Raw genomic sequence first — 25,322 nt, forward strand, 5'->3', positions numbered from 1 at the left:
GCTTCGGTCCGCATACTGCCGAGCGCTCACTCGCGAGCGCGCCGCGAGGTACTTCTTTGCTCGTGCAAAGAAGTACCCGAGAAACACGCCCGACTGCCGCGACCCCGGCCCGCTGTGCGGGCCGGGGTTTCCCTCGCTCCGAGGGTTTTCGCGGGCGGCGCTGAAACTCGCTGCGCCTTCGGCTTCGCTCAGACAGTCAGCGCCTCTCTTCCCGCGAAAACCCTCTCCACTCGGCGCGACGACAACGGGGGTGAAGGTCCAAATAACGGCTGTCCCAGCGGCGTAGCACATGGATGGAGGCTGGGTCTTCGGACATCTTTGGCACGCGCGGCCTTCGGCCATGGCGTGCCGCGCCCGCAAGCGGGCGCCAGGGGTAGGATGCCGGTGAGCGCAGCGAATCGCATCAGGGTTGCCCCGACGTCGGAACGGTGCGTTTCGCTGCGCTCAACCGCACCCTACGAAGGCCAGTTTGGCTGCAGGCGTGGGGATACCTTCTGTTTTGACCTTCATTCCCCCCGCATGAAGCCCCTTGCGGAAGGGTTCTCGGGACGGAAGAGAGGTGCTGACTGTCTGAGCGAAGCCAAAGGCGTAGCGAGTTTCAGCGCCGCCGGCCCGAGGGCCCTGGAGCAAGGTCCCCGGGCGGAATCCGGGTGCGCCTCGACGGGTATTCTCTTGGGCAAGCAAGAAAGTACCTCGGGGTGCGCTGCCGAGACAGCGCTTGGCAGTATGCGGACCGAAGGCACGTAAACACCGGATGATGAACCGGGACCAGCCACAATAAGGTAGGCGGTCGGACGAAGCCACGGTAAACGCCAGAGGACGAACCAGGCTCAGCCTAAACGGCACGGAAGGTGGCCGGCTGCAGCCCGGCAGGGCGCGAAGGGGAGGGCTCAGTCGTTCGCTTGGGCGGCGCGTTCTTTTTCGGCCTGGTGCAGGCGCTGCAGCATGGCCTTGAGGACTTTCGGGTTGCCGGCGACGACATCGCCGCGGCGCAGGACGTCCGGGTTGCCGGCCCAGTCACTGACCACGCCACCCGCCTCCTGCACCAGCAGCAGGCCTGCCGCGATGTCCCAGGGTTGCAGGCCCATCTCCCAGAAGCCATCGAAGCGCCCGCAGGCGACCCAGGCTAGATCCAGCGCGGCCGATCCGGGGCGGCGCACACCGGCGGTGCCGGGGACCAGGTGGCGCAGGCTGCTCAGGTAGCGCTCCAGGTCCTGGCCTTCGCGGAAGGGGATGCCCGTGCCCAGCAGGGCACCGTTGAGGTCCTTGCGGTCGGAGACGCGGATCCGGCGGCTGTTGAGAAACGCCCCGGCACCCCGCGTCGCGGTGAACAGCTCTTCCTTCAGCGGGTCGTAGACCACCGCCTGTTCCAGCCGGCCCTTGTGCTTGAGTGCGATGGAGATGCCGTACTGGGGGATCTCGCGCAGGTAGTTGGTGGTGCCGTCCAGCGGGTCGATGATCCACACGTACTCGGCGTCGGCCCCGTCCTGCTGCCCGCCTTCTTCCGCCATGATGGTGTGGTCGGGGTAGGCGCGGCGCAGCGTCTGCACAATCGCCTGTTCGGCGGAGAGGTCAACATCCGACACCCAGTCATTGCGGGCCTTCTCGCGCGTGTTCATGCGATCCGGTCGTCCCCAGGCGCGGGTGGTGATGCGTCCGGCTTCGCGAGCCGCCGATACCGCCGTGTTCAGCATGGGGTGCATGGGGTGTCTCCTGGTGTTCTGAGGGGTGTCCAGCGGGCGCGCGCACGCGCCGCGGAAAGGCCGCGAACAATACACAAGCGGCTCATTTTTGGGAAGTCGCAGGCCCCGGTGTGTACAATCCGACGCCTTGAACGAAGGGGGTTCCGCATATGGAGCAACGCCTGGGCCGGGTGCGGGTCGTGCTGGTCGGCACGACGCATCCGGGCAACATCGGCTCCGCCGCGCGTGCAATGAAGGCCATGGGGGTTACCGATCTGGTGCTGGTGGCGCCGGAGCGGTTCCCGCATGCCGATGCCACGGCGCTGGCCTCCGGGGCCGATGACCTGCTGGCGCGGGCGCGGGTGGTGGACGACCTGGCGGCTGCGGTTTCGGACTGTGTGTGGGTCATTGGTACCAGCGCCCGGCTGCGCACGCACTCCGTACCTGTACTGGGTCCGGATGTCGCGGCCGAACAGGTGCTGACGCATGCGTCCGAGGGGCCGGTCGCGCTGGTGTTCGGGCGCGAGCACAGCGGGCTGACCAATACCGAGCTGGATCACTGCAACGCCTTTGTCCAGATCCCGACCGTCGCGGATTTCAGCTCCCTGAATCTCGCTGGCAGCGTGCAGGTGATGGCCTATGCGCTGCGCATGGCGGCCCTGGCCGGGGAGTCGATCGAACCGGCCGCGGAGCCCGAGGGTGCGCGTGACCCGCTGGCGACCCAGGCGGAGATGGAGGGCCTGTTCAGCCATTTAGAGCAGGCGCTGACAACGATCGAGGTGCTGGATCCTGAAAACCCGCGCCATCTGATGCGGCGTCTGCGCCACCTCTATATGCGCGCGGGGCTCAGTGCCAGCGAGGTGCGCATGCTGCGCGGCATATTGACGCACACGGAGCGTGGCCGCTGAGACGGGTCGCGCGCGGAAGTGATACCTTAGTAAATGACTCAGGAATGAGGCCGGACCATGTTTGACAGGATGCGCGAGGACATTCGCTGCGTGTTCGCACGCGACCCCGCCGCCCGCAACGCCTTCGAGGTGGTGACGGCGTATCCCGGTCTGCATGCGCTCTGGTATCACCGGCTGGCGCACTGGCTGTGGAGCCATCGCATGCGCTGGCTGGGGCGGGTGATTGCCAACTTCAGCCGCTGGGTAACCGGGATCGAGATCCATCCGGGTGCGAAGATCGGGCGGCGCTTCTTTATTGACCACGGCATGGGCGTGGTGATCGGCGAAACCGCCGAGGTCGGTGACGACTGCACGATCTACCACCAGGTAACCCTGGGCGGCACCAGCTGGGAGGGCGGCAAGCGCCACCCGACGCTGGGCAACGAGGTCGTCATCGGTGCGGGGGCCAAGCTGCTCGGCCCGATCCACGTGGGTGACCGTGCCCGGGTCGGTTCGAATGCCGTGGTGTTGAAGGATGTCCCCGCGGATGCGACGGCGGTCGGGATCCCGGCGCGGGTCATCGGCCCGCGGCCGGAGCCGGATCCGCGGTTTCAGCAGATGGCCGACCGCATGGGTTTCGATGCCTACGGCGTTGCGCGCGACATGCCTGACCCGGTGGCCAACGCGATTCACCGGATCGTGCATCGTGTGCACGAGCTGGACGAGCGCATGGACAAGGCCTGCCAGGCCCTGAAGCGTGCGGGGATCGACCCCGGCGAGGTGGTGGGCGATGCGGATTCGAGGCCGATCGAGCCCTGCGATCTGGAGGGTCTGGAACCGGACGAATGCGAAGTGCCCCGGCCGGCGGAAAGCCAACAAGAACGTAAACAGCAGGGGAATACTTGATCGTTTTGGTCGGGTATTCTAAGCTGCGCGTCAAATGAGCAGGAAGCAGACACAGCCATGAAACTGACAACCAAAGGGCGCTATGCCGTCACTGCCATGCTGGACGTGGCGATGCACACCGAGGACGGCCCGGTATCCCTGGCCGAGGTGGCGCGACGCCAGAAACTGTCATTGTCCTATCTGGAGCAGCTTTTTTCCAGGCTGCGCCGACAGGGGCTGGTGAACAGCAGTCGCGGCCCGGGCGGTGGTTATGCGCTGAGTCGGGAGCCCGAGGGTATCTCGGTGGCCGATATCATCGTCGCGGTGGACGAGCCCGTGGATGTCACGCGCTGCGGCGGCAAGGCCAACTGCAATTCCGAGTCGCGCTGTCTGACGCACGACCTGTGGACGGACCTCAGCCAGCAGCTCTATGACTTTCTCAGCAGCCGGACGCTGGCGGATGTGCTGGAACGGCATCAGGCGCAGATGGCACAGGATGGCGTGAAGAAAGTGGTCATGCACGGTGACGCCCTGAAGGGCGGTGCAACAAAATCGAGCAATGCGACCGCCTGAGGCGGCTGCGAAAGGAGTGAACGCGTAATGAGTGACCTGAAACTGCCCATCTACCTGGACTACTCCGCGACCACACCGGTCGACGAGCGTGTGGCCGAGAAGATGACGGGCTGCCTGACCAAGGACGGCCTGTTCGGCAACCCGGCATCGCGTAGCCACAGCTTCGGCTGGGGTGCGGAAAAGGCCGTGGAAAATGCCCGTGAACAGGTCGCCGCGCTGGTTGGCGCCGACCCGAAGGAGATCATCTGGACCTCCGGCGCCACCGAGTCCGACAACCTGGCGATCAAGGGTGCCGCGCACTTCTACCAGCGCAAGGGCAAACACATCATCACGGTCAAGACCGAGCACAAGGCCGTGCTGGATACCGCGCGCCAGCTGGAGCGCGAGGGCTTCGAGGTTACTTATCTGGGCGTGAAGGATAACGGCCTGGTGGACCTGCAGGAGCTCAAGGATGCGATCCGTGACGACACGATCGTCGTCTCCGTGATGCACGTGAACAACGAGATCGGCGTGATTCAGGACATCGAGGCGATCGGCAATCTGTGCCGCGAGCACGGGATCGTGTTCCACGTGGACGCGGCCCAGTCCGCCGGCAAGGTCGCGCTCGATCTGTCCAAGCTCCCGGTGGACCTGATGAGCTTCTCCGCGCACAAGGTCTATGGTCCGAAGGGCATTGGTGCGCTGTATGTGCGCCGCAAGCCGCGGGTACGGATCGAGGCGCAGATGCACGGTGGCGGCCACGAACGTGGCATGCGTTCCGGCACGCTGGCGACTCATCAGATCGTCGGCATGGGCGAGGCCTTCCGCGTCGCCGGTGAAGAGATGGGCACCGAACTCGAGCGCATCCGCATGCTGCGCGACCGCCTGTGGGCGGGCCTCGACGGCATGGAAGAGGTCTACCTGAACGGCGACGCCGAACAGCGGGTCGCGCACAATCTGAACGTCTCTTTCAACTTCGTCGAGGGCGAGAGCCTGATCATGGCGCTGCGCGACATCGCCGTGTCCTCCGGCTCGGCCTGTACCTCGGCGAGCCTGGAACCGTCCTACGTGCTGCGCGCACTGGGCCGCGACGACGAGCTGGCACACAGCTCGATCCGCTTCTCCATCGGTCGCTACACGACCGTCGAGGAGGTCGACCATACGGTCGAGATCGTGCGCGCCGCAGTTGCCAAGCTGCGCGAGCTCTCCCCGCTGTGGGAGATGTACCAGGACGGCATCGATCTGAGCACCGTCGAGTGGGCGGCCCACTAGGCCACCGGCTCGGCACCACGAACGCAACGCGTACTACGCAACAGGAGAACGGTCATGGCTTACAGTGACAAGGTTCTGGACCACTACGAAAATCCGCGCAACGTCGGCAGCTTCGACAAGAACGACGATTCCGTCGGCACCGGCATGGTCGGCGCGCCGGCCTGCGGCGACGTGATGAAGCTGCAGATCAAGGTCAACGACGACGGCGTGATCGAAGACGCCAAGTTCAAGACCTACGGCTGTGGCTCCGCCATCGCCTCCAGCTCGCTGCTCACCGAGTGGGTGCGCGGCAAGACCCTGGAAGAGGCGAGCCAGATCAAGAACACCCAGATCGCCGAAGAGCTGGCCTTGCCGCCGGTGAAGATCCACTGCTCCGTGCTGGCCGAGGACGCGATCAAAGCGGCCATCTCCAACTACCAGGAGCGGCACGGTCAGGACGAGCAGGCCGAGCAGAAGACCGCCTGAGGTGTCTATGGCGATTACACTCACCGAACCGGCGGCCGAGCGCATCCACAGCTTTCTTGCCCAGCGTGGCAAGGGTGTGGGCGTGCGTCTCGGGGTCAGGACGACCGGCTGCTCGGGCATGGCCTACGTGGTCGAGTTTGCCGACGATATCGAGGACACCGACACGGTGTTCGAAGATCGTGGCGTGAAGCTGGTGGTCAATCCGAAATCGCTGGTCTATCTCGACGGCACCGAGCTGGATTTTGGCAAGGAAGGCCTGAACGAGGGTTTCAAGTTCAACAACCCGAACGAGAAGGCCCGGTGCGGCTGCGGTGAAAGCTTCAGCATCTGACTGATGCACGCATCCGGGGTGGTGCATGGTGGTTGCCTGGCAGCCACTGTCCCACCCCGTTTTGCGTTGGGTGCCAGCGCGTTGCCAGGCGCCCGCTGCCAGTCTCTCGTTGCGAGGACAACAGGACGTCATGACCGACCCCTTCGAGCAGTTCGACTTGCCGGTCGCCTTCGAGATCGACCGTCAGCAGCTGGCCGAGCGCTTCAAGCGTCTGCAGGCGGAGCTGCACCCCGACCGCTTCGTGCGCCAGGGCGACCAGGCGCGGCGCATGGCCGCGGCCATGGCCGCCGACGTCAACGAGGCCTACGCAATCCTCGACGATGACTACCGCCGTGCGGTGGCCTTGCTGGAGCGCAGTGGGATTGCGTTCGATGCCGAACGCGATACCAGCCAGAACATCGAGTTCATCGAGGCCCAGATCGAGTGGCGTGAACGCCTGGAAGAGGCCGAATCCGCCGGCGACCGCGAGGAACTGGACGCGGTGGGCATGGAGCTGGAAAAGGCCCGCGACGAAGCGCGCTCGAAGGTCGCCGAGGCCCTGGCCGATCCGACATCGCCCGGGGCACAGGCCAAGGATCGCGTGCTCGAGCTGCGCTTTTTCGACCGCCTGCTGGCCGAGCTGAAACGAACCCGACAGAACCTGGCGCGCGGCTAATCCATAACCCGCCGCGGCCTCCAAAGGAGCCGATTTTCGATGGCGTTACTGCAGATCACCGAACCCGGAGCCGACTCCGCCCCGCACCGGCGGCACCTGGCGGCCGGGATCGACCTCGGCACCACGCATTCGCTGGTCGCCACCGTGCGCAGTGGCGTGGCCGACACCCTGCCGGACGAGCAGGGCCGGCATATCCTGCCTTCTGTGGTGCACTACGCGCCGGATGCGGTAAGCGTCGGGCACGCGGCGGCCGAGCATGCGGCGGATGATCCGCACAACACCATTGCCTCGGTCAAGCGCCTGATCGGGCGCGGTGCGGCGGATGTGGCCACGCTGTCCGGCGAGCTGCCGTTTCGGCTGAAGACCGGGGACTCCAGCGTTCCTCGGATCGAGACGGCGGCCGGGGACAAGACGGCGGTGGAGGTCTCGGCCGACATCCTCAATACCCTGCGCGAACGCGCCGAAGCCACGCTTGGTGACGAGCTGGAGGGTGTGGTCATTACCGTGCCCGCGTACTTCGACGACCCCCAGCGCCAGGCGACGCGCGATGCGGCGCAACTGGCGGGCCTGAACGTCCTGCGCCTGATCAGCGAGCCGACCGCCGCGGCCGTGGCCTACGGCCTGGACCAGGGCGAAGAGAGCACGATTGCGGTCTATGACCTGGGTGGCGGGACCTTCGATATCTCCATCCTGCAGTTGCGCCGGGGCGTGTTCGAGGTGCTGGCGACCGGGGGCGATTCCGCCCTGGGCGGCGACGACATCGACCGCGCGATTGCGGACTGGGTGCTGAATCAGGCCGGGATGACCGGCGAGACCGATCCGCAGCGCCTGCGCCGCGTGCTGCTGGCCGCGCGCGAGGCCAAGGAGGCCCTGACCGACGCCGAGAACACCCGCGTCGACGTCGCGCGCGCCGATGGTTCGATCCACGCGGCGGAGCTCGACCGCGCGACGCTGGTGGAACTGGCGCGGCCGCTGCTGGACCGAACGATGGCCGCCTGCCGCCAGGTGCTGGAGGATGCCGACCTGGCGCCGAACGCGATCGACGAAGTGGTACTGGTGGGCGGTTCCACGCGCATGCCGGCCGTACGCGAGGCGGTGGAGCAATTCTTTGGTCGAGCACCGCACGCCGGGATCGACCCCGACCGTGTGGTCGCGATCGGGGCCGCCCAGCAGGCGGACATCCTGGCCGGCAACAAGCCGGACACCGAGCTCCTGCTGCTGGACGTGATCCCGCTGTCGCTGGGGCTGGAGACGATGGGGGGACTGGTCGAGTTCATCATCCCGCGCAACACCACGATCCCGGCCACCCGCGCGCAGGACTTCACCACCTTCAAGGACGGCCAGACCGCGATGTCGCTGCACGTGGTGCAGGGCGAGCGTGATGTGGTCGATGCCAACCGCTCGCTGGCGCGTTTCACCCTGTCCGGTATCCCGCCGATGGTGGCCGGGGCCGCGCGTATCCGCGTGACCTTCCAGGTCGATGCCGACGGGCTGCTGAACGTGACCGCACGCGAGCAGACCCAGGGCGTGGAGGCGCATATCGAGGTCAAGCCCAGCTACGGCCTGACCGACAGCGAGATCGAGCAGATGCTGCGCGATTCCGCCTCCTCCGCGCGCGAGGACATGGAGGCGCGGCGCCTGCGCGAGGAGCAGGTCGAGGCCGACCGCGTGCTCGAGGCGCTGGATGCCGCGCTGGAGACGGACGGCGATCGCTACCTCGAGGCCGAGGAGCGCCAGACCATCGAGCAGGCGCGCGATGCGCTGCGCGCCGAACGCGAGAAGGGTGCCGATCCCGACGCCATCGAGGCGGCGCGCAAGCGCGTGGAACAGGCCTCCGAGGCCTTTGTCGCGCGGCGCATGAATGACAGCATCCGGCGCGCGCTCGCCGGACACAACGTTAGCGAATACGACGCAGGGAACTGACAACATGCCCCAGGTAATCTTTCTGCCCCACGAGGAAATCTGTCCGGAGGGGGCCTCGCTAGAGGCCGATCCGGGTATCAGCATCTGCGATCTCGCCCTGAAAAACGGGATCGAGATCGAGCATGCCTGCGAGAAGTCCTGTGCCTGCACGACCTGCCACGTCTATGTGCGCGAGGGCTTCGACAGCCTCGAGGAGCCGACCGAGGACGAGGAAGACATGCTGGACAAGGCCTGGGGTCTGGAACCGGACTCCCGGCTCTCCTGTCAGGCGATCGTGGCCGACACCGATTTGGTGGTCGAGCTGCCGAAGTACACCATCAACCAGGTCTCCGAGAACCACTGAGGGCACGGCTATGAAGTGGACCGATACCCAGGAAATCGCGATCCAGCTGGCGGACGAGCACCCGGACGTGGATCCGCGCAACATCAACTTCATGGACCTGCGCCAGTGGGTCATGGAGCTGCCGGAATTCGACGACGACCCGAACCGTTCCGGCGAGCGCATCCTCGAGGCGATCCAGGCGGCCTGGATGGAAGAGGCCGACGTCGACGACGACTAAGCTACTCGCCGGTCGTCGCCGGTTGAGTTTGTTCGGCCTCTTCCTGCTGGTGGCGCCACAGCCGCGCGTAGGCGCCGTTCAGGGCCAGCAGCTCGCGGTGCGTGCCGCGTTCGACCACGTGGCCGTGCTCCATGACCGCGATCTGTTCGGCGTCGATCACCGTCGACAGCCGATGCGCGATCACTAGCGTGGTACGCCGCGCCGACACCTCGTTCAGCGCGCGCAGGATGGCCTTCTCCGAGCCCGAATCCAGTGACGAGGTCGCCTCGTCGAAGACCAGGATCGGTGGATCCTTCAGCAGCATGCGCGCGATCGCGATCCGCTGTTTCTCCCCGCCCGAGACCTTCAGCCCCCGTTCCCCGACGATCGTATCCAGCCCGTCCGGCAGCTGGGCGATGAAATCGTCCAGGTGGGCGAGGCGCACCGCGCGGCGAATCGCCTCCTCGTCCGCGCTCGGCTGGCCGTAGGCGACGTTGTAGCGGATGGTGTCGTTGAACAGCACGGTGTCCTGCGGCACCACGCCGATGGCGCGGCGCACACTCGCTTGTGTCACCTCGCGGATGTCCTGTCCGTCGATAGTGATGCGCCCGCCGTCCACGTCGTAGAAGCGGAACAGCAGGCGCGCCAGGGTGGATTTGCCGGCGCCGCTGGGGCCCACTACAGCAAGCTTGTGCCCGGCCGGGATCTCCAGCGAGACGTCCTCGAGGATGCGCCGGTTTGCGTGGTAGCCGAAATCCACATGCTCGAAGCGCACCGTGCCCGCCCGGACTTCTAGATCGGGGGCATCCGGGCGATCCTCCACCTGAACCGGTTTTTCCAGCAGGCCGAACAGCCGCTCGATGTTGGCCAGCGACTGGCGAATCTCGCGATAGACGAAGCCGAGGAAGTTCAGCGGCATGAACAGCTGGATCATGTAGGCGTTGACCATCACCAGATCGCCCAGCGACATCTCGCCGGCGGCCACCTGGCGTGTGGCCAGCAGCATGATCACGGTGATCGCGGCGGCGATGATCAGGGCCTGCCCGGAGTTCAGCAGCACCAGCGACAGGACGTTCTTGGTGCGCGCCTGCTCCCAGGCGGCCAGCCCTCGGTCGTAGCGCTCGGCCTCAAAGGACTCGTTGCCGAAGTACTTGACCGTCTCGTAGTTCAGCAGGCTGTCGATCGCCCGGGTGTTGGACTCGTTGTCGCGCAGATTGGCCTCGCGCACGAAGCGCGTGCGCCATTCGGTAATCCAGATCGAGAACGCGATATAGACCGCGACCGCCACCAGCACCGTGACCATGAACACCGGCCCTACTGCCACCAGCAGGATCACCGCGACCAGCGCGATCTCGATCAGGGTCGGCAGGATGTTGAATACGGTAAAGCGCAGCAGGAAGCTCATGCCGCTGGTGCCGCGCTCGATGTCGCGCGCCAGCCCACCCGTCTCGCGCGCGAGGTGAAAACCCAGCTCCAGTCGGTGCAGGTGCTGGAACACGCGCAGCGAGGCACGGCGCATCGCGCGTTCCGCCACGCGCACGAAGACCGCGTCGCGCAGCTCGCCGAACAGCGTGCTGCCAAAGCGCAACAGACCGTAGCCGATCACCAGGGCCACCGGTACGGCGACCAGTGCCTCGGTACCGGCGTCCTCGAAGTGCTCGACGATGTACTTCAGCGCCAGCGGGATCGCGACCGTGGCCAGTTTGGCCAGTCCCATCAGCACGAGCGCCAGGATCAGTCGCCCGCGAAACTCCGCCAAATAGGGGAGCAGGCTCTTGAGGATGCGCCAGTTCACCGCACCGGGGGGCGGGGCATCGGGATGCGTCGTGTGGCCGCGCATTCAGACGGTTTCGACGCGGTTGCGGCTGGCGCGCTTGGCCGCGTACAGCGCCTCGTCCGCACGCGCGATCAGACTCTCGGCCGACTCCCCCGGCTGGTGGCCGGTAACGCCGAAGCTCGCGGTCAACGGCGGGTTGGTCCCGAAGTCATGTGCCTCGATCGCCTGGCGCAGGGCCTCGGCGAGCTTCGCGGCCTGGTCGGCGGTGGTGTTCAGGCAGAGGATCAGGAACTCCTCGCCACCCCAGCGTGCGGCGGTATCGGAGCTGCGGATGCGTTCGCGCAGGAGTCGTCCGGTCTCGCGCAGGACATGGTCGCCGCGAGCGTGCCCCTGCTGGTCGTTGATGGTCTTGAAGTGATCCAGATCCATCAAGATCACAGTCAGGGAGCTCGCGTCCCGGTGGGCCTGCAGGATCGCGTCTTCTAGGGCATGGTTGCCCTTCAGGCGGTTGTGCAGACCCGTCAGGGGGTCGGTGGTGGCCAGACGCTCCAGGTGTTCCTGTGCGGCCTCGAGATCCCGCGTGCGTTCGCTGACCATGCGATCCAGGACCTGGGCGCGGTCCTCCAGCTCCTTGATCGGGTAGGGCTCGTCGGTCCCGTGGACCGTGGTCGGGAACGAGCCGTGCAGGTGCGCCAGCCGCCAGCCGCCGTCTGCGCGCCGAAAAACCAGGGTGCCCCTCAACTCGTTGAGCTTGACCTGTTGTCCGTGGATCCGGGTGTGCATCGCGAAGGTGATCATCGCGATCGCGACCTCTGGGTGCGGAAAGGTCACGTGCTCGCGCTGGATCGTGTAGTCAAAGGGCTCCGGCGCCTGCTCGATATCGCGTCGAATAATCGAAGCGGCCTCCGCTGGCGAGAACGCCGCCTCGTCCATGCCGGTACCAAAGCCGCAGAGCGTGTCGGTGTGAAGTGCGAGCACCTGTTCGAGATCCCGTTGTCGCAACCAGGCATCCAGGTACTCGCGGACCGCGCTGTGGACTTCCTCGTCAACCGAGTTGGGCATGCTTGCGGGCCATCACGTCTGGTGGATACGGGTCGGGCGGGGTGGCGACCAATGTACACGGTGGCGTGTGATTCGCACCAGTCGCGACGGGAGAGAGTGCCCCGCCGGGCCGGGCAGGTTCGAGGCTTGCAGCCTTGCCGGGCATTCGGCAGGCTTCGGTGTTTAATAATCGCTGGAGTGTGTTTTGGAACCGACACGTCTCGCCGCCGGGCACGCGCAGGGAAGCGCCCCGGCCATTGCGCCGCTGGACATCCTGCGCGAGACCTTTGGCTATTCCGATTTTCGTGGCCAGCAGCAGGCGGTCATCGAGCATGTGATCGCCGGTGGCGATGCCGTGGTGCTGATGCCTACCGGTGGTGGCAAGTCGCTGTGCTACCAGGTGCCGGCACTGGCCCGCCCGGGCTGTGCGGTGGTGATCTCCCCGCTGATTGCGCTGATGCAGGATCAGGTGGCGGCCTTGCGCCAGAACGGGGTGGCCGCGGCCAGCCTGGATTCCGGCCAGGACGCCGAGACCGCGCGCGGTGTGCTGGCCGCGCTCCATGCGGGCGAACTGGATCTCCTGTACCTGTCCCCGGAACGGCTGTTTGCCTCGGGCATGCTGGAGCGTCTGCAGGGGATCGAGCTGGCCCTGTTCGCGATCGACGAGGCGCACTGCGTGTCCCAGTGGGGCCACGATTTCCGCCCGGAATACGGCCAGCTCGCGGTGCTGGCCGAACACTTCCCCGATGTCCCGCGCCTGGCGCTGACCGCCACGGCCGACGGGCCAACCCGCCAGGAGATCCGCGAACGGCTGCGGCTGGAACAGGCCCGCGCGTTCATCAGTTCCTTCGACCGTCCCAATATCCGCTATCGCGTGGCCCAGGCCGATGGTGGGCGCGGGGGTGCCCCACGCGACCGCCTGCTGCGCTTTATCCGCGAGGAGCATGCGGGCGAGGCGGGTATCGTCTATTGCCTGTCGCGCAAGAAAGTCGACGCCCTGGCCGAGTGGCTGACGGAGCAGGGGATACCCGCGCTGCCCTATCACGCGGGCCTCTCCGCCCGCACGCGCGCGGAGAACCAGACCCGCTTTTTGCGCGAGGAGGGCGTGGTCATGGTGGCCACCATCGCGTTCGGCATGGGGATCGACAAGCCCAACGTGCGGTTCGTCGCGCACATGAACCTGCCCAAGAGCCTGGAGGGCTACTACCAGGAGACCGGGCGCGCCGGGCGCGACGGGTTGCCTGCCAATGCCTGGATGGTCTACGGCCTGCAGGACGTGGTCACCCTGCGCCAGATGCTGGAGGGCTCGCAGGCCGGCCCGGAGCGCCAGCGCATCGAGCAGCAGAAGCTGGACGCGATGCTGGGCTTCTGCGAGATCACCAGCTGTCGCCGTCAGGCCCTGCTGGCGTACTTCGACGAACACATGCCGGAGCCCTGCGGGACCTGCGACAACTGCACGGATCCGCCCGCGACCTGGGATGCCAGCGTGCCGGTGCAGAAGCTTCTGTCCTGCATTTACCGCACCGGCGAGCGTTTCGGGGCGGGGCATGTGATCGACGTGCTGCGGGGCTCTTCGAGCGAGCGCCTGCAACGGCTCGGGCACGATCGGCTGAGTACCTACGGGATCGGCACCGAATTGGACAAGATGCAGTGGCGCGGGGTGGTGCGCCAGCTTCTGGCCCGAGGCCTGCTGCGGCTGGATGACGAGGGCCACGGTGGATTGCGCCTGGACCCCGCCTGCCGAGGCGTGCTGCGCGGGGAGGAGTCCATCCACCTGCGCGAGGAGCAGGCCCGTCCGGCGCGCCAGGCCCGGCCTGCACGCCGCGATACCGCCCGCAGCGTATCCGCGATGGATCCGGAAGACCGGGGTCTGTGGGAACGCCTGCGAGCGCTGCGTACGGATCTGGCGCGGGAGCAGGGGGTGCCGCCGTACGTGATCTTCTCCGACGCCACGTTGCTGGAGATGGTGGCCAGCGCGCCGCGTACGCCGGAGGAGATGGCGGGGATTACCGGGGTGGGGCAGCACAAGCTCGAGCGCTACGGCGATGCGTTCATCCGGGCCATCGAGGGGCATTTCGGGCTATAGTGGTGCAAACGCCGGGACAGGCCCGATAACAAGACAACAACAGCCGGGGAGACCGCGTGAGCCATACCCCTTTTCTGAAAGATTTCTACGAACTCCGGGATGGCCAGGTGGTGGTCACTCCCGAACAGGGCAGCGAGTTCGCCAAGACGCTGGCGGGTGACTTCAACCCGATCCATGACGCCGACAACCGGCGTTTCTGTGTGCCCGGCGATCTGCTGTTTGCCCTGGTGCTGGATACCTTCGGCGCGAGCGCGAACATGCATTTTCGCTTCACCAGCATGGTCGGCGGACATGTGCCGCTGATCTTCCCGGAACACCCGGGCGATGCCTTCGCCATTACGGCAGACGGCGGCAAGAGCGTGATCGAGGTCGAGCGCTCCGGGCGGGTGATCAATGATCCGGATGTGATCGAGTCGCTGATCCGCAGCTACGTCAGCTTCTCCGGGCAGAATTTCCCGCATGTGCTCGTGCCGCTAATGGAGGAACACGGGGTGATGGTGAACCCCAAGCGCCCGCTGGTGATGTACGAGCGCATGGGCTTCAGCCTGCCGGAGCCGCTGGCCGCAACGGCCGGCGTGCCGGAACCGCGACTCAAGGATGCGGTGATGACCGTCAACGGCAAGCGCGGCGAGATCCGCCTGGACTACGAGCTGGTGATCGACCAGGCCGTCGTGGCCGAAGGCAGCAAGCACCTGGTGCTGAGCGGCCTGCGCCCGTACGACGCCGCGGACGTCGAACAGCTGGTGGCCGACTACGAGAGCTGGAAGGCCGCCTACAACGGCGAGAGCCGTGCACGGCGGGTGGCCGGCTAGCTCCGCCGACTCCGCATCCTTCGGAGTCGCTATCTACTCGGCCGTATCGCGCGCGTGTTCGGCCAGGATATTGCGCGGGATGATCGCCAGCGTCTCCTCGTGCGTGGCACGCAGGAACACCCCGGGCGCACAGCCGGCCTTGTAGGCCTCCAGCCAGCGCCCGGCACAAAGACACCAGCGGTCCCCGGCCTTCAGACCCGGAAACCCGAATGCCGGGTTGGGTGTGCTGAGGTCGTTGCCCTTGGCGCGCGAGAACTCCAGAAATTCCTCGGTCAGTTCGGCACAGACGGTGTGAATGCCCTGGTCGTCATGGCCGGTTGCGCAGTCACCATCGCGATAGAAACCGGTGACGGGATCGGTGCCACAGGGTTCCAGTGGACGACCAAAGACGTTGCGGGATTCGAAGCGCTGCATCAGTCAGCATCTCCTGTCGAATGATCTACCCTGCAGGATATCGAAGTCGTCAGCGTACCGAGCGGTTCCTGCACGCTTGGTAAGCGATCATCCCGGATTGCATCCTCGGGATTCTTTACATCGAACGGAATGTGAGGTGGTCGGCAGTTTTTCGGGCGGACTGGAACGACCCGGGCTGGCAAACGGACTCACGGGCAGGAACCCACACAAGGAGTAGGTGACATGATGTCGACGAAACGTTGGGTAATGGCTGCGGCGCTGGGCGCGTTGTTCGCGGTTGGCACCGCTCAGGCGCAACCGGGCCCCGGTGGGCCGCCGGGCGGCTCGCCCGGGGCCAGTGGTGGTACCCCGGCCGGAGGCAGCCCGCCCCCGGGCCATGGCGGGACGCCTCCGGGGCAGCAGCGCGGTGGCAGCAGCCCGGACCTGCCCAAGCCGCCGCGTTCGTCCAGCCCGCCCTCGCCGGGGGACGGCCCGTTGCCGGATCCGTCCGATCTGCCGGAGCCGCCGACCCCGCCGACCCCTGATTTCTGATCAACCTTCCCGGATGGTTTAGCGATTCTCTGCCCGTCGCGCCCGCAGCGCGGCGGGCAGAGCCGGGTTCATCAGGACCGCATACGCCGCGGTGGCGGCCACCACACCGACCAGTGGTGGCACCACCGGCGAGTAGTACGCCGCCGCCGAGCCCGCGGCGTAGGCCAGCAGCCCAGGCCAGTGAAAGCTCGGGAGCCGGGTGTCGGCCAGTTGCGGATACTGCCCGCGATGGCGCAGCCAGTAGTCGGCCATGATTACGCCGCCCAGCGGCGGGATGAAGGTCCCCAGCAGGATCAGGAACGGCACCAGGTAGTCATACATCCCGGCCACCGCCAGTGCCGTGCCGATGGCGGCCCCGAGTACCGTGACCAGACGCCTGCGCTGGGTGCGCAGCAGATTGCAGCCGGCCACGCCGAAGTTGTAGATGGTGTTGTCCTGGGTGCTCCAGATGTTCAGCAGCAGCATCAGCAGGGTGAAGGTCACGAACCCCTGCGCCAGCATCACGTGGACGATGTCCGCCTCGTGATAGATCAGCGCGCCCAGCGCGCCGGTTAGTACCATCAGTCCGTTCCCCAGCACGAAGGCCGCCAGGGTGGCGATTACCGCAATGCGTGGCGTGCGGGCGAAGCGGGTCCAGTTGGTCGCCAGCGTCGCGCCGCCGACAAACGTCCCGATCACGATGGTGAGCGCGGCACCGAAGCCCATGTCCGTTTCGGGATCCTGCCCCAGCAGACCGCCGGGGCCACCGACCTCGCCCACGCCAATGAACAAGGTGAACAGGATAAACAGCAGCATCACCGGAACGGCCACGCGGGAGAGCCAGTCGAGACCACGGTAGCCGATCATCGCGGTGATGCAAAAGGCGAAGCCGAACAGCACCATCAGCCCGACCTCCATGGGCTCGGGGAGGGCGGTGGTCTCGACCAGGATGATCGCAACCGTTGCGGTTCCCCAGGCGTACCAGCCGATCTGGGTGAACGCGAGGATGACGTCGGAGAGCTTGCTGCCCCACTCGCCGAAGCAGAAGCGCCCCATCAGCACCGTGTGCAGCCCGCTTCGGCAGCCGATGTAGGCGAGGGTGGCGGCATAGGCACCCAGCAGGATGTTGCCCAGCGCAATTACCAGCATCAGCTCGCCGAAGCTGAAGGCGGTGCCAAGCGAGCCGCCGGCCCACAGGGTCGAGGTGAAGAAGGTGAACCCGAACAGGACCACGGTCATGGACCAGAACCCCTTGCGGGCGTGGTCCGGTACTTCGCTCAGGGGGTGGTCGTTGTGGTTCACACGGGCCCGCCGGCAGGGAATCCGGAGGGGAGTGTACCGATACGGGGGCTATTTCGCTTTGGCACCGAGCGTTCGCACAGTTTCCAGCCAGCGTTCGCGCGAGGCGGCGTCACCCCCGGACTGCCCGATCAGGGTGTGGCGCACGGGGCCGAAACCGCAGAAACGGAAGACGTTGCGTTCCAGGCTCTTGAGGCTGTGGGCGCGATAGAACCAGCGATAGATCGGCGCCGGCATGCCCATGGTGACGATGATGCGCACCGAGCGGCCCTTGAGGCGGGTATGGCGCAGCTGATTCATGTCGCCGTCGCCCACAAAGGATGGTCGAAACACCTGCTCCAGAAAGCCCTTGACCAGCGCCGGCATGTCGCCCATCCACAGGGGGTAGATCAGCACCAGGTGGTTGGCGACCTCGATCAGCTCCTGTGCCTCGAGGATCGCGGGCGGCACGGTCTCGTCAAGGAACTCGGCCTGGCTGCGCAGCAATGGGAAGTCCCGTTGGGCAATCGGGAACGTGTCCACTGCGAGACCGGCACGCTCCGCGCCCTCGCGGTAGGCGTCGGCCAGCGCATGGTCGAAGTGGCCTTCGGCCGGGTCCGGGTGGCCCTGCAGGATCAGGATGCGTGTCATCGGCCAGCCTCCGACTGCTCGGGAACAAAGCACTTGATTACGAGCGTAGCCCATCACTGCAGCCGTCTGGTTTTACTGGCAGTAGCAGCGGCGGATCGGTGCACATTGATTCGAGTTTGCCCTACGATATTTCGGGTGCTGCAGTGCAGTAACGGAGACGGGTTGAAATGGCTTTTGATCCGGTAGTTCTGTTCTTCCTGCTCGGGGCGATTGCCGGGCTGGCCAAGTCGGACCTCAAGATCCCGATGGCGATCTACGAGGCACTGTCGATTTACCTGCTGCTGGCCATCGGGTTGCATGGTGGCGTGAAGCTGGCGGAAAGCGAGCTGGTGCCGCTGATTCTGCCCGGCCTTGCGGTGCTGACGGTCGGGGCCCTGATCCCGCTGCTGGCGTTCCCGGTGCTGCGCTGGCTGGGGCATATGCCGCGCGCGGATTCGGCCTCTATCGCCGCGCACTACGGCTCGGTCAGTGTGGTGACGTTCTCGGTGGCGGTCGCCTTTCTCGCGGCCCGCGGGATCGACTACGAGGGCCACATGGTGGTCTTCCTGGTGCTGCTGGAGATGCCGGCACTGGTGATCGGCATCTTGCTGGCGCGCATGGGCACAAAGGGACCGGTGCAATGGGGCAAGACCATGCACGAGGTCTTTTTCGGCAAGAGCATCCTCCTGCTCGCCGGTGGCCTGGTGATCGGATTCGTGGCCGGTCCCGAACTGATGGACCCACTGGAGCCGATGTTCTTCGATCTGTTCAAGGGCGTGCTGGCGCTGTTCCTGCTGGAGATGGGGCTGGTCGCCTCGAGCCGGATCGCCGAGGTACGCCAGTACGGGCTGTTCCTGGTGGTGTTCGCGATCGTGATGCCGGTGGTCTCGGCAATCCTCGGGATCCTGCTGGGCTGGGGCCTGGGCATGAGCCTGGGCGGTACGCTGCTGCTGGCTACCCTGTACGCGAGTGCCTCCTACATCGCCGCGCCGGCGGCCATGCGTATCGCGGTACCCAAGGCCAATCCCGCGCTCTCGATTGGGGCCTCGCTGGGGGTCACCTTCCCGTTCAATATCTTCCTGGGCGTCCCGCTGTATTTCTGGATGACCCAGTGGCTTTACTCGCTGGGAGGCTAGGCAATGCAATCCGAGCAGATGCTGTTGTTGACGGTGGTGGCCGAGGCCATCCTCGAGGACATCCTGATCGACGAGGTGCGCCGCCAGGGCGCGGCCGGCTACACCGTGTCCGACACCCGTGGCTGGGGCAAGCATGGCAAGCGCCGGGGCAACTGGCGCCAGGGCGGGAACATCAAGCTGGAGGTGGTCGGCTCCCCGGACCTGTGCGACCGCATTGCCAAACAGTTCAAGGAGCAGTACGAGGCGGACTACGGCCTGTTGATGTTCACCTCTCCGGTCACGCTCAAGAACTGAACCGGACCCGCGCGAGAACCTGGTAGGCGCCGGGGTTGCCACCCTGGCCGGATTCGATCAGCACGACCTCCGTCGCGTTCCAGTGGATTGCGTGCTCGGGCGTTTCGCGTTCGGGCGGACGCGCGAAGCGGCGCAGGGTGACGTGCGGCCGGAACGGGTGGTCCTCCAGCGTGGCGCCGCAGGTCCGGGCGAGGTCGCGCGCCCGCGCCGCGAGCGTGTCGAGCGCGGCCGGTGTCTCCGAGGGCCCGATCCAGCTGACGCGCGCCCGCTCGAAATGCCCCAGCCGGTCCAGCGTGAGTGGGAAGGCCTCTTGCTCCAGCGTACCGATCTCTTGGGCGATGCAGTCGGCCTGGGTGGCGGAAATGGTGCCGGCAAAGGCCAGCGTCAGGTGCAGGTGGGCCCGGGGGACGGGCCGGCCCGGGCCGTCCAGGTGTTGCGCCTGCTCATCCAGCATCCCGCGCGTGGTGTCATCGGGCCACAGCGCGAGGAATACACGGCGTGCATCGCTCAAGGCGTCTCTCCTCGACCCGGTCGGGCCGCCCAGTCAGAGCCCTTAAGGGCGGGGCAGGTTCTCGCGCTGGCGGCGTTCCCACAGGGTCTTGCGGCTGATACCCAGGGCACGGGCGAGTTCGGTCTCGGTCATCTGGGCCTGGTTCTGCTGCACGAAGCGGCGGAAGTAGTCATTGAGGCTCGAGCCCTCGGGGGTCGTGTCGCCATTGCCCGCAGCCGGGGCCAGCCCCAGATGGTCCGGTTCGATCCGGCCGTCCGGGCTCAACACCCAGCCGCGCTCCAGGGCATTGGCGAGTTCGCGCACGTTGCCTGGCCAGTCGTGGGTCTCGAGGGTTTGCTGCGCGGCTGGGGTGAGTTCGGCGGGTCCTCCGCCGTTCCCTGCCAGATCGGCGAGGAAATGCCGGGCCAGTGCCGGGATATCCTCGCGCCGTTCGCGCAGCGGCGGGATTGACAGCTCCAGTACGCGCAGGCGGTAGTACAGGTCGGCACGAAAGGCCTGCTCGCCGATCATCGCCTCCAGGTCGCGATGCGTGGCCGCCAGCAGGCGGACATCGACCTTCAGGTTTTCGTTGGCGCCCACCGGGCGGATCTCGCCGTCCTGCAGCACGCGCAGCAGCCGCGCCTGCGCGGCCGGGGCCAGTTCGCCGATCTCGTCCAGGAACAGCGTGCCGCCGTGGGCGGCCTGGATCAGGCCGGTGCGTGCCTTGACGGCGCCGGTATAGGCGCCCTGGGCATGGCCGAACAGCTCGGCCTCGACCAGACCTTCGGGGATGGTTGCGCAGTTGACCGCAATAAACGGCCCGGCCGCCCGCGAGCTGAGCCGATGCAGGGCCCGCGCAGCCAGCTCCTTGCCGGTGCCCGACTCGCCACGCAGCAGTACGGTGGACTGGGTGGTCGCGACCCGGTGGATCTGGTCGCGCAGGCGTTGCATGGCCACGCTGTCGCCTATCAGGCCCAGGCCATCAGCGTCAGAATCGCGGTCGCTACCCGCTGTTGTTGCGACTGGGGCCCCGGCCCGCAGTGCGGCGCGCAGGGTGAGCAACAGGGCATCGTGATCGAATGGCTTGGCGATATAGTCAGCCGCGCCTTCCTTCATCGCGGTGACGGCCGATGGGACCGAGGCGTAGCTGGTCATGATCACGGTGGGCGTATGACCGGCCTCGGCCAGTAGTTCGATGCCCTCGCCGTCGGGCAGGCGCAGATCCACCAGCATCAGATCCGGAAACTCCTCCCGCAGGGCGGCACGGGCGCTGGCGAGGTCTTCGGCCAGGCGTACCTGGAACCCGTGATGCTCCAGGAACCGCCGCACGGCACGGCGGATCGGGGCTTCGTCGTCAACCAGAAGGATGCGCGTCATGCGTGGTGGCCATCGGGTTTGTGTCGCGGCAGGATCAGGATAAAGCGCGCCCCGCCGTCCGGGCGGTTCGCGGCCATCAGGGTACCACCGTGGTCGCGGACAATGCTGTAGGCCACCGGCAGGCCGAGCCCGGTACCGTGGCCGGCGGGCTTGGTGGTAAAGAACGGCTCGAACAGTCGCTCCAGGCTGGATTCCTCGATGCCCGGCCCGCGGTCGTCGATGATCAGATGGATGTTGCGCCCGCGAGCGCTGGCGCTGATCGATACCGTCGCATTTTCCGGCGAGGCCTGTTCGGCATTGGTCAGCAGGTTGATGAACACCTGCAGCAGGGTCGCGTGCGAGCCGCGCAGATAGAGCCCTTCGAGGCCGTCCAGCTCGAAGCGCAGGTCCTTGCGCCCGGCAAGGCGAGTGAGGCGAATCGCCTCATGGACGATGGCATCCAGCGCGATGGTCTCGAAATGCCCGGCGGAGGGGCCCTCGTCGGCATGGGCGAAGGTCACCAAGGACTGCACGATCGCATTGATGCGCCGCGTCTGCGCGAGGATATCCTCGGCGGTGCCCCGCACCTCCTCGGGGTCCTCCTCCAGCGGGAGGTTCTGCGCCAGCGAGGCGATGCCCGTCAGCGGGTTGCCGATCTCGTGCGCGACCCCGGCGGCAAAGCGCCCGATCGAGGCCAGGCGATCGCCGTGGGCGATTTCGGACTCCAGCTGAGCGCGCTCGGTGATGTCCTCGATCAGGACGATGCGACCCTCCAGCCGGCCGTGCTCGTCCTGGAGCGCGGACTTGTGGAGGTTCAGCCGCCGGTTGCCATCGGGCAGGTCGACATTGAGCTTGTACCACTGGCGATCCGGGCTTTCGATAAAGGCGGTCAGCAGCCCCGCCCAGGGGCTTTCGAGCTGCTGCAGATTGCATCCGATGGCCTGGTCGGTGCTGATCGCCGTCAGTTTGGCCAGGGCCTGGTTCCAGCCGGTGATCTCGCCGGAAGTGCCAAGGCTTGCCACCCCCAGCGGTAGCTCGTGAAGAATCTGGCGGTGGAAGCGGCGCAGGGCGTCCAGCTCGGCCGCCAGCCCCGACAGGGGCAGGGAACGGGTCTCGAGCTGTTCCTCCACCCGGCGCAGGCTCTCGCTCAGGGTGTGGCGCCCGGCCGCGTCGAGACGCAGATGTTGGTCGACGATCATGCGGGCCAGCACCGGGCCCAGCAACCCTGACAGGTTGCGCTCGATTCGCTCGCGCAGGCTGCGCAGATCGCCGCGCGAGCGTGTGTGGCGTGGCAGTCCCAGGTCGTCGAGGGCGCGCTGCACCTCGTGGCGGGCGGCGCTGGCGCCGAGGGTGGCAGCCAGCGCGGTTTCCATCTCGGCGACATCGCCCGCCAGCGGCAGTCCGCCGCCGGTTCCGGCCGATTCGTTGGGGCAGCAGGCCCGCCCGGCCTCGGTCTCCTCGCGGTTGGGGCGCGTCAGCAGCGAGCCGAGCACGAACAGCACGGCATTGATGCCGAGGCTGCACATCAGGGCAAAGCTCCACGGGTCCAGGGCCTCGGCCCTTAGCATGGCCTGTGGGTCCGGGTAGCCGGTCAGGATGCCGGCCTCGGCCATCAGCGGCAGCACCAGCGTAAATATCCAGCCGGCGATGCCCGCACAGAGCCCCAGCAGGAAGCCCACGCGGTTGGCCTGTTTCCACAGCATCAGCCCGATCAGCCCCGGCAGCAGCTGGGCCACCGCGGCAAACGAGATCAGGCCCAGCTGGGCCAGGCCCTCGACCACCTGCAGCAGGCCGTAGAACGCATAGCCCAGACCGATGATGAACACGATCCACAGGCGGCGTCCCCAGAGGAGCCGGGAATAGAGGTTGGCGGCGGCGCTGTCTTCGTCGTGCAGACGCGTGAGTGGCGAGAGGTAGTTGGTCCCCATGTGGGCCAGCGCCAGCGTAGTCACGATCATCATCGCGCTGGCGGCGGAGAGCCCGCCAATGAACACCAGCAGGGCCAGCGAGGGCGAGTCGAGCATGCCGGCGATGCCGATGGCGTAGTAGTTGGTGTCGATGCCGAGCGCGGCCGCCTCTCCGGCCCAGTACAGAACCGGCATCGGCAGGTTCAGCAGGAGCAGGAAGGCGGGAAAGGCCCAGGCGGCCCGATTGAGCGCTGCCGGGTTGATGTTCTCGGTGAACAGCATGTGGAACTGGCGCGGCAGCAGGAAGGCGGCGGCAAATGCCAGGATCATCATCGCGAACCAGCCCCCCTCGCGCACCGGTGCATACAGCGCATCCACGGCCTCCGGGTTCTCGGTCAACCAGGTGTCCAGCCCGGAGAACCCGCCAAACACCGCGTACAGCGCGACCGCGGTGATGCCGAGGATCGCCACCAGCTTCACGATGGACTCGAACGCGATGGCCAGCACCAGCCCGGCGTGTTTCTCGCGCGGCGCGATATGGCGGGCGCCGAACAGGATCGCGAACAACGCGATGGTCGCGCTGAAGGTCAGGGCGAGCAGGTGCGGCGGCGTCTCGGCCGTCAGCACGCCCGCGGATTCCGCGACCGCCTTGATCTGCAGCGCGATGTACGGGAGTACCCCGGCCAGCATGAACAGGGCGACGATCGGGCCGGTCCAGCGGCTGCGGTAGCGAAACGCAAACAGATCCGCCAGCGAAGTGAGCTGCTGCTCGCGCGTCAGGCGCAGGATCGGGCGCAGCAGCCACGGGGTGGCGGCGAAGGCCAGGGTCACGCCCAGGTAGATCGTCAGGTACAGGTAGCCATGGTCCGCGAGGAAGCCGAGGTTGCCGTAGAAGGTCCAGGACGTGGCATAGACGCCGAGCGACAGGCTGAACACCCAGCCATTGGCCGCGATGCGCCCGATGCGCGGGACCCGGTCGGCCAGGAAGGCGATCCCGAACAACAGCGCCAGATAGGCCACGCCGACGGCATAGATCAGGCCCAGGCTAAGGGTCACGGCGACCCCCGGCAAAGGCAACGGCGACCAGCAGGATGAAGACTGCCCAGCCGGCGAATGGCCACCACCAGGCCGGCGTCAGGTGCGCGACCCAGATGACCAGCGGACTGAGGAACAGCAGCGCACCAAGCAGGGCGACCAGGATCGCGCGCGAAGACTCCATGGTCAGCGCCCCGGATTGTGCCAATGCGGCCTGCGACGGGGCGCAGGCAGTGGTGCGAATGGAAGGGCGGGCAGGCACAGCATGGCCGCAGTCTACCTCCTAGGGAAACACTGATGTCAGTGTTTGCCTCGACCGTAAGCAGGCACGCCGGTGGTGAGTGGCAGGCGAGTGGCCAGGGGACGGTCGGTCAGGCGCTCCAACGCTTCGGCTAACTGGGCAGCGGGACGGTCGGGGCAGTCGGGATCGCTGGGTGTCAGTCCGATGCAGGTCAGCACCGAGGCGAGCTGGGCGCGGGTGGCGTCCTCGCACAGCCCCTCGGCGCCCGTCGCCTTCGACAGCTTTTGGCCGCCTGCGGCGATCAGCACGGGGTGGTGCGCGTAGCGGGGCCCGGGGGCAGCCAACGATTGATACAGCTGCATTTGACGGGGAGTGGAGCCCAGCAGATCGACCCCGCGCACCACGTCGGTCACGCCCAGCTCGAGATCGTCCACGATGGTGGCCAGCTGGTAGGCGAACAGGCCATCCGCGCGGCGGATGACAAAGTCGCTGCCGAGGGCCTCGAGGTCGAAGGCGACGGGGCCCAGGAAACGGTCTTCGGCGTCCCAGTGTGACTGCATGGCGCGGGCACGGAAGGCCCGTGGCGGGTCTCCGGCCGGCGGACCCTGACGACAAGTCCCGGGATAGATCGGGCCTTCCCAGCCCGGTTTGCCGTTATGGGCAAGGTCGCGCCGGGTGCAGGAACAGCCAAAGGCAAGGTCCCGCTCCAGCAAGTGCTCGAGCGCGGCCTGGTATGTCGGGGTGCGGTTGCTCTGGCGGGTGACTGGGCCGTCCCAGTCCAGGGCGAAGGCCTCGAGTGTCGAAAGGATCGCGGATTCCGCGCCTGTCTGGACGCGCGGGGTGTCGATGTCATCGATGCGCAGGTGCCAGCGGCCATGGTGGCTGCGGGCGTCCAGCCACGAGATTACGGCGGCGAACAGGGAACCCGCATGCAGCGGGCCGGAGGGGGTGGGGGCAAAGCGCCCCACATAGGGGGCGCCTTGATTCGGGCTGGCGGTAGTCATGGCACAGCCATCCTGCCGCCGGATGACCTGCTAGGGAGACGCTGATTTAATCGCACGTCCGCGCTCGAGTCGCTTTTGCGTGGGAACAAGGCGCGGTGACTGCCGTGCAGTCATTCTGCA

At 66.7% G+C, this 25,322-nt stretch carries 26 protein-coding genes; 15 read left to right on the plus strand and 11 right to left on the minus strand.

What is annotated here, in order from left to right; all coding sequences use genetic code 11:
- Nucleotides 1-890: 890 nt before the first annotated feature.
- On the minus strand, nt 891-1,703 hold the full coding sequence (locus F579_RS0100980) for an inositol monophosphatase family protein (RefSeq protein WP_019024676.1): 813 nt from the start codon (nt 1,701-1,703) through the stop codon (nt 891-893).
- 149 nt (nt 1,704-1,852) lie between these two features.
- Between F579_RS0100980 and F579_RS0100985 the strand changes: the two genes are divergently transcribed.
- From F579_RS0100985 to iscX, 10 genes are all read left to right on the plus strand, one after another.
- Nucleotides 1,853-2,590 carry an RNA methyltransferase gene (locus F579_RS0100985; protein ID WP_019024675.1) on the plus strand — a complete coding sequence of 246 codons (738 nt, stop codon included), beginning with the start codon at nt 1,853-1,855 and terminating at the stop codon, nt 2,588-2,590.
- Between the two features lie 57 nt (nt 2,591-2,647).
- Entirely contained in the window at nt 2,648-3,475 is an 828-nt protein-coding gene (gene cysE, locus F579_RS0100990) for a serine O-acetyltransferase (protein ID WP_196800385.1), read from the plus strand.
- Between the two features lie 57 nt (nt 3,476-3,532).
- Complete coding sequence (locus F579_RS0100995; RefSeq protein ID WP_019024673.1) at nt 3,533-4,027, plus strand: Rrf2 family transcriptional regulator; 495 nt, start codon at nt 3,533-3,535, stop codon at nt 4,025-4,027.
- A 27-nt stretch (nt 4,028-4,054) separates the two neighbouring features.
- Nucleotides 4,055-5,278, plus strand: coding sequence for an IscS subfamily cysteine desulfurase (locus F579_RS0101000; RefSeq protein WP_019024672.1), 1,224 nt, complete (start codon nt 4,055-4,057; stop codon nt 5,276-5,278).
- A gap of 54 nt (nt 5,279-5,332) precedes the next feature.
- Nucleotides 5,333-5,743 carry a Fe-S cluster assembly scaffold IscU gene (gene iscU / locus F579_RS0101005; protein ID WP_019024671.1) on the plus strand — a complete coding sequence of 137 codons (411 nt, stop codon included), beginning with the start codon at nt 5,333-5,335 and terminating at the stop codon, nt 5,741-5,743.
- Between the two features lie 7 nt (nt 5,744-5,750).
- The gene (gene iscA, locus F579_RS0101010; RefSeq protein ID WP_019024670.1) at nt 5,751-6,074 is read left to right on the plus strand and encodes an iron-sulfur cluster assembly protein IscA; all 324 of its coding nucleotides are present in this window, start codon (nt 5,751-5,753) and stop codon (nt 6,072-6,074) included.
- 130 nt (nt 6,075-6,204) lie between these two features.
- On the plus strand, nt 6,205-6,729 hold the full coding sequence (hscB, locus tag F579_RS0101015; protein ID WP_019024669.1) for a Fe-S protein assembly co-chaperone HscB: 525 nt from the start codon (nt 6,205-6,207) through the stop codon (nt 6,727-6,729).
- Nucleotides 6,730-6,768: 39 nt separating this feature from the next.
- On the plus strand, nt 6,769-8,652 hold the full coding sequence (gene hscA / locus F579_RS0101020) for a Fe-S protein assembly chaperone HscA (RefSeq protein ID WP_019024668.1): 1,884 nt from the start codon (nt 6,769-6,771) through the stop codon (nt 8,650-8,652).
- Between the two features lie 4 nt (nt 8,653-8,656).
- Nucleotides 8,657-8,995 (plus strand): ISC system 2Fe-2S type ferredoxin, encoded by a 339-nt coding sequence (fdx, locus tag F579_RS0101025; RefSeq protein ID WP_019024667.1) that lies wholly within the window; start codon nt 8,657-8,659, stop codon nt 8,993-8,995.
- A 10-nt stretch (nt 8,996-9,005) separates the two neighbouring features.
- Nucleotides 9,006-9,212 carry a Fe-S cluster assembly protein IscX gene (gene iscX / locus F579_RS0101030; protein ID WP_019024666.1) on the plus strand — a complete coding sequence of 69 codons (207 nt, stop codon included), beginning with the start codon at nt 9,006-9,008 and terminating at the stop codon, nt 9,210-9,212.
- 1 nt (nt 9,213) lies between these two features.
- Here iscX and F579_RS0101035 read toward each other — a convergent pair whose 3' ends face one another.
- The gene (locus tag F579_RS0101035; protein WP_019024665.1) at nt 9,214-11,031 is read right to left on the minus strand and encodes an ABC transporter ATP-binding protein/permease; all 1,818 of its coding nucleotides are present in this window, start codon (nt 11,029-11,031) and stop codon (nt 9,214-9,216) included.
- Nucleotides 11,032-12,030, minus strand: a complete 999-nt coding sequence (locus F579_RS0101040) for a diguanylate cyclase (protein WP_019024664.1) — start codon at nt 12,028-12,030, stop codon at nt 11,032-11,034.
- Nucleotides 12,031-12,214: 184 nt separating this feature from the next.
- Here F579_RS0101040 and recQ point away from each other — a divergent pair, with 184 nt between their 5' ends.
- Both recQ and F579_RS0101050 read left to right on the plus strand, forming a co-directional pair.
- Nucleotides 12,215-14,095, plus strand: coding sequence for a DNA helicase RecQ (gene recQ / locus F579_RS0101045; protein ID WP_019024663.1), 1,881 nt, complete (start codon nt 12,215-12,217; stop codon nt 14,093-14,095).
- Nucleotides 14,096-14,151: 56 nt separating this feature from the next.
- Nucleotides 14,152-14,907, plus strand: a complete 756-nt coding sequence (locus F579_RS0101050; protein WP_019024662.1) for a DUF3581 family protein — start codon at nt 14,152-14,154, stop codon at nt 14,905-14,907.
- Nucleotides 14,908-14,940: 33 nt separating this feature from the next.
- Here the strand turns inward: F579_RS0101050 and F579_RS0101055 are convergent, their stop codons facing one another.
- Nucleotides 14,941-15,321, minus strand: coding sequence for a DUF2237 family protein (locus F579_RS0101055; RefSeq protein WP_019024661.1), 381 nt, complete (start codon nt 15,319-15,321; stop codon nt 14,941-14,943).
- A gap of 222 nt (nt 15,322-15,543) precedes the next feature.
- Between F579_RS0101055 and F579_RS14780 the strand changes: the two genes are divergently transcribed.
- The gene (locus tag F579_RS14780; RefSeq protein WP_081616881.1) at nt 15,544-15,852 is read left to right on the plus strand and encodes a hypothetical protein; all 309 of its coding nucleotides are present in this window, start codon (nt 15,544-15,546) and stop codon (nt 15,850-15,852) included.
- Nucleotides 15,853-15,870: 18 nt separating this feature from the next.
- Here the strand turns inward: F579_RS14780 and codB are convergent, their stop codons facing one another.
- Both codB and F579_RS0101065 read right to left on the minus strand, forming a co-directional pair.
- Nucleotides 15,871-17,133 (minus strand): cytosine permease, encoded by a 1,263-nt coding sequence (gene codB, locus F579_RS0101060; protein ID WP_019024660.1) that lies wholly within the window; start codon nt 17,131-17,133, stop codon nt 15,871-15,873.
- 48 nt (nt 17,134-17,181) lie between these two features.
- Complete coding sequence (locus F579_RS0101065; protein ID WP_019024659.1) at nt 17,182-17,760, minus strand: NAD(P)H-dependent oxidoreductase; 579 nt, start codon at nt 17,758-17,760, stop codon at nt 17,182-17,184.
- Nucleotides 17,761-17,927: 167 nt separating this feature from the next.
- Here F579_RS0101065 and F579_RS0101070 point away from each other — a divergent pair, with 167 nt between their 5' ends.
- Together F579_RS0101070 and F579_RS0101075 are read left to right on the plus strand one after the other, a co-directional pair.
- Complete coding sequence (locus F579_RS0101070) at nt 17,928-18,875, plus strand: sodium-dependent bicarbonate transport family permease (RefSeq protein ID WP_019024658.1); 948 nt, start codon at nt 17,928-17,930, stop codon at nt 18,873-18,875.
- 3 nt (nt 18,876-18,878) lie between these two features.
- On the plus strand, nt 18,879-19,169 hold the full coding sequence (locus tag F579_RS0101075; protein ID WP_019024657.1) for a hypothetical protein: 291 nt from the start codon (nt 18,879-18,881) through the stop codon (nt 19,167-19,169).
- On the opposite strand, the gene thpR is transcribed toward F579_RS0101075, so the two are convergent.
- The 5 genes from thpR to gluQRS form a co-directional block, all read right to left on the minus strand.
- Nucleotides 19,159-19,680, minus strand: a complete 522-nt coding sequence (thpR, locus tag F579_RS0101080; protein WP_019024656.1) for an RNA 2',3'-cyclic phosphodiesterase — start codon at nt 19,678-19,680, stop codon at nt 19,159-19,161. The genes F579_RS0101075 and thpR overlap by 11 nt on opposite strands.
- Before the next feature lie 42 nt (nt 19,681-19,722).
- Nucleotides 19,723-21,036, minus strand: a complete 1,314-nt coding sequence (locus tag F579_RS0101085) for a sigma-54 dependent transcriptional regulator (protein WP_019024655.1) — start codon at nt 21,034-21,036, stop codon at nt 19,723-19,725.
- Nucleotides 21,033-23,978 carry a sensor histidine kinase gene (locus tag F579_RS0101090; RefSeq protein ID WP_019024654.1) on the minus strand — a complete coding sequence of 982 codons (2,946 nt, stop codon included), beginning with the start codon at nt 23,976-23,978 and terminating at the stop codon, nt 21,033-21,035. The genes F579_RS0101085 and F579_RS0101090 overlap by 4 nt, the downstream gene beginning before the upstream one ends.
- Complete coding sequence (locus tag F579_RS15330) at nt 23,968-24,141, minus strand: hypothetical protein (RefSeq protein WP_019024653.1); 174 nt, start codon at nt 24,139-24,141, stop codon at nt 23,968-23,970. Before F579_RS15330 ends, F579_RS0101090 begins: the two co-directional genes overlap by 11 nt.
- Nucleotides 24,142-24,257: 116 nt before the next feature.
- Nucleotides 24,258-25,202, minus strand: a complete 945-nt coding sequence (gene gluQRS, locus F579_RS0101100; RefSeq protein ID WP_019024652.1) for a tRNA glutamyl-Q(34) synthetase GluQRS — start codon at nt 25,200-25,202, stop codon at nt 24,258-24,260.
- Between the last annotated feature and the right edge of the window lie 120 nt (nt 25,203-25,322).

The sequence above is a fragment of the Thioalkalivibrio sp. ALJ21 genome (genome assembly GCF_000378605.1).
In the GTDB taxonomy this organism is placed as follows: Bacteria; Pseudomonadota; Gammaproteobacteria; order Ectothiorhodospirales; family Ectothiorhodospiraceae; genus Thioalkalivibrio.

Bases quoted from the DNA above. Each gene is read 5' to 3' on its own strand.
- F579_RS15330 (WP_019024653.1), bottom strand. From the start codon at position 24,141: ATGGAGTCTTCGCGCGCGATCCTGGTCGCCCTGCTTGGTGCGCTGCTG.
- hscA (WP_019024668.1), top strand. From the start codon at position 6,769: ATGGCGTTACTGCAGATCACCGAACCCGGAGCCGACTCCGCCCCGCAC.
- F579_RS0101070 (WP_019024658.1), top strand. From the start codon at position 17,928: ATGGCTTTTGATCCGGTAGTTCTGTTCTTCCTGCTCGGGGCGATTGCC.
- F579_RS0101035 (WP_019024665.1), bottom strand. From the start codon at position 11,031: ATGCGCGGCCACACGACGCATCCCGATGCCCCGCCCCCCGGTGCGGTG.
- hscB (WP_019024669.1), top strand. From the start codon at position 6,205: ATGACCGACCCCTTCGAGCAGTTCGACTTGCCGGTCGCCTTCGAGATC.
- iscA (WP_019024670.1), top strand. From the start codon at position 5,751: ATGGCGATTACACTCACCGAACCGGCGGCCGAGCGCATCCACAGCTTT.
- fdx (WP_019024667.1), top strand. From the start codon at position 8,657: ATGCCCCAGGTAATCTTTCTGCCCCACGAGGAAATCTGTCCGGAGGGG.
- F579_RS0101040 (WP_019024664.1), bottom strand. From the start codon at position 12,030: ATGCCCAACTCGGTTGACGAGGAAGTCCACAGCGCGGTCCGCGAGTAC.
- F579_RS0100995 (WP_019024673.1), top strand. From the start codon at position 3,533: ATGAAACTGACAACCAAAGGGCGCTATGCCGTCACTGCCATGCTGGAC.
- F579_RS0100985 (WP_019024675.1), top strand. From the start codon at position 1,853: ATGGAGCAACGCCTGGGCCGGGTGCGGGTCGTGCTGGTCGGCACGACG.
- F579_RS14780 (WP_081616881.1), top strand. From the start codon at position 15,544: ATGATGTCGACGAAACGTTGGGTAATGGCTGCGGCGCTGGGCGCGTTG.
- F579_RS0100980 (WP_019024676.1), bottom strand. From the start codon at position 1,703: ATGCACCCCATGCTGAACACGGCGGTATCGGCGGCTCGCGAAGCCGGA.
- iscU (WP_019024671.1), top strand. From the start codon at position 5,333: ATGGCTTACAGTGACAAGGTTCTGGACCACTACGAAAATCCGCGCAAC.
- cysE (WP_196800385.1), top strand. From the start codon at position 2,648: ATGTTTGACAGGATGCGCGAGGACATTCGCTGCGTGTTCGCACGCGAC.
- F579_RS0101075 (WP_019024657.1), top strand. From the start codon at position 18,879: ATGCAATCCGAGCAGATGCTGTTGTTGACGGTGGTGGCCGAGGCCATC.
- F579_RS0101055 (WP_019024661.1), bottom strand. From the start codon at position 15,321: ATGCAGCGCTTCGAATCCCGCAACGTCTTTGGTCGTCCACTGGAACCC.
- iscX (WP_019024666.1), top strand. From the start codon at position 9,006: ATGAAGTGGACCGATACCCAGGAAATCGCGATCCAGCTGGCGGACGAG.
- F579_RS0101085 (WP_019024655.1), bottom strand. From the start codon at position 21,036: ATGACGCGCATCCTTCTGGTTGACGACGAAGCCCCGATCCGCCGTGCC.
- F579_RS0101065 (WP_019024659.1), bottom strand. From the start codon at position 17,760: ATGACACGCATCCTGATCCTGCAGGGCCACCCGGACCCGGCCGAAGGC.
- gluQRS (WP_019024652.1), bottom strand. From the start codon at position 25,202: ATGACTACCGCCAGCCCGAATCAAGGCGCCCCCTATGTGGGGCGCTTT.
- F579_RS0101000 (WP_019024672.1), top strand. From the start codon at position 4,055: ATGAGTGACCTGAAACTGCCCATCTACCTGGACTACTCCGCGACCACA.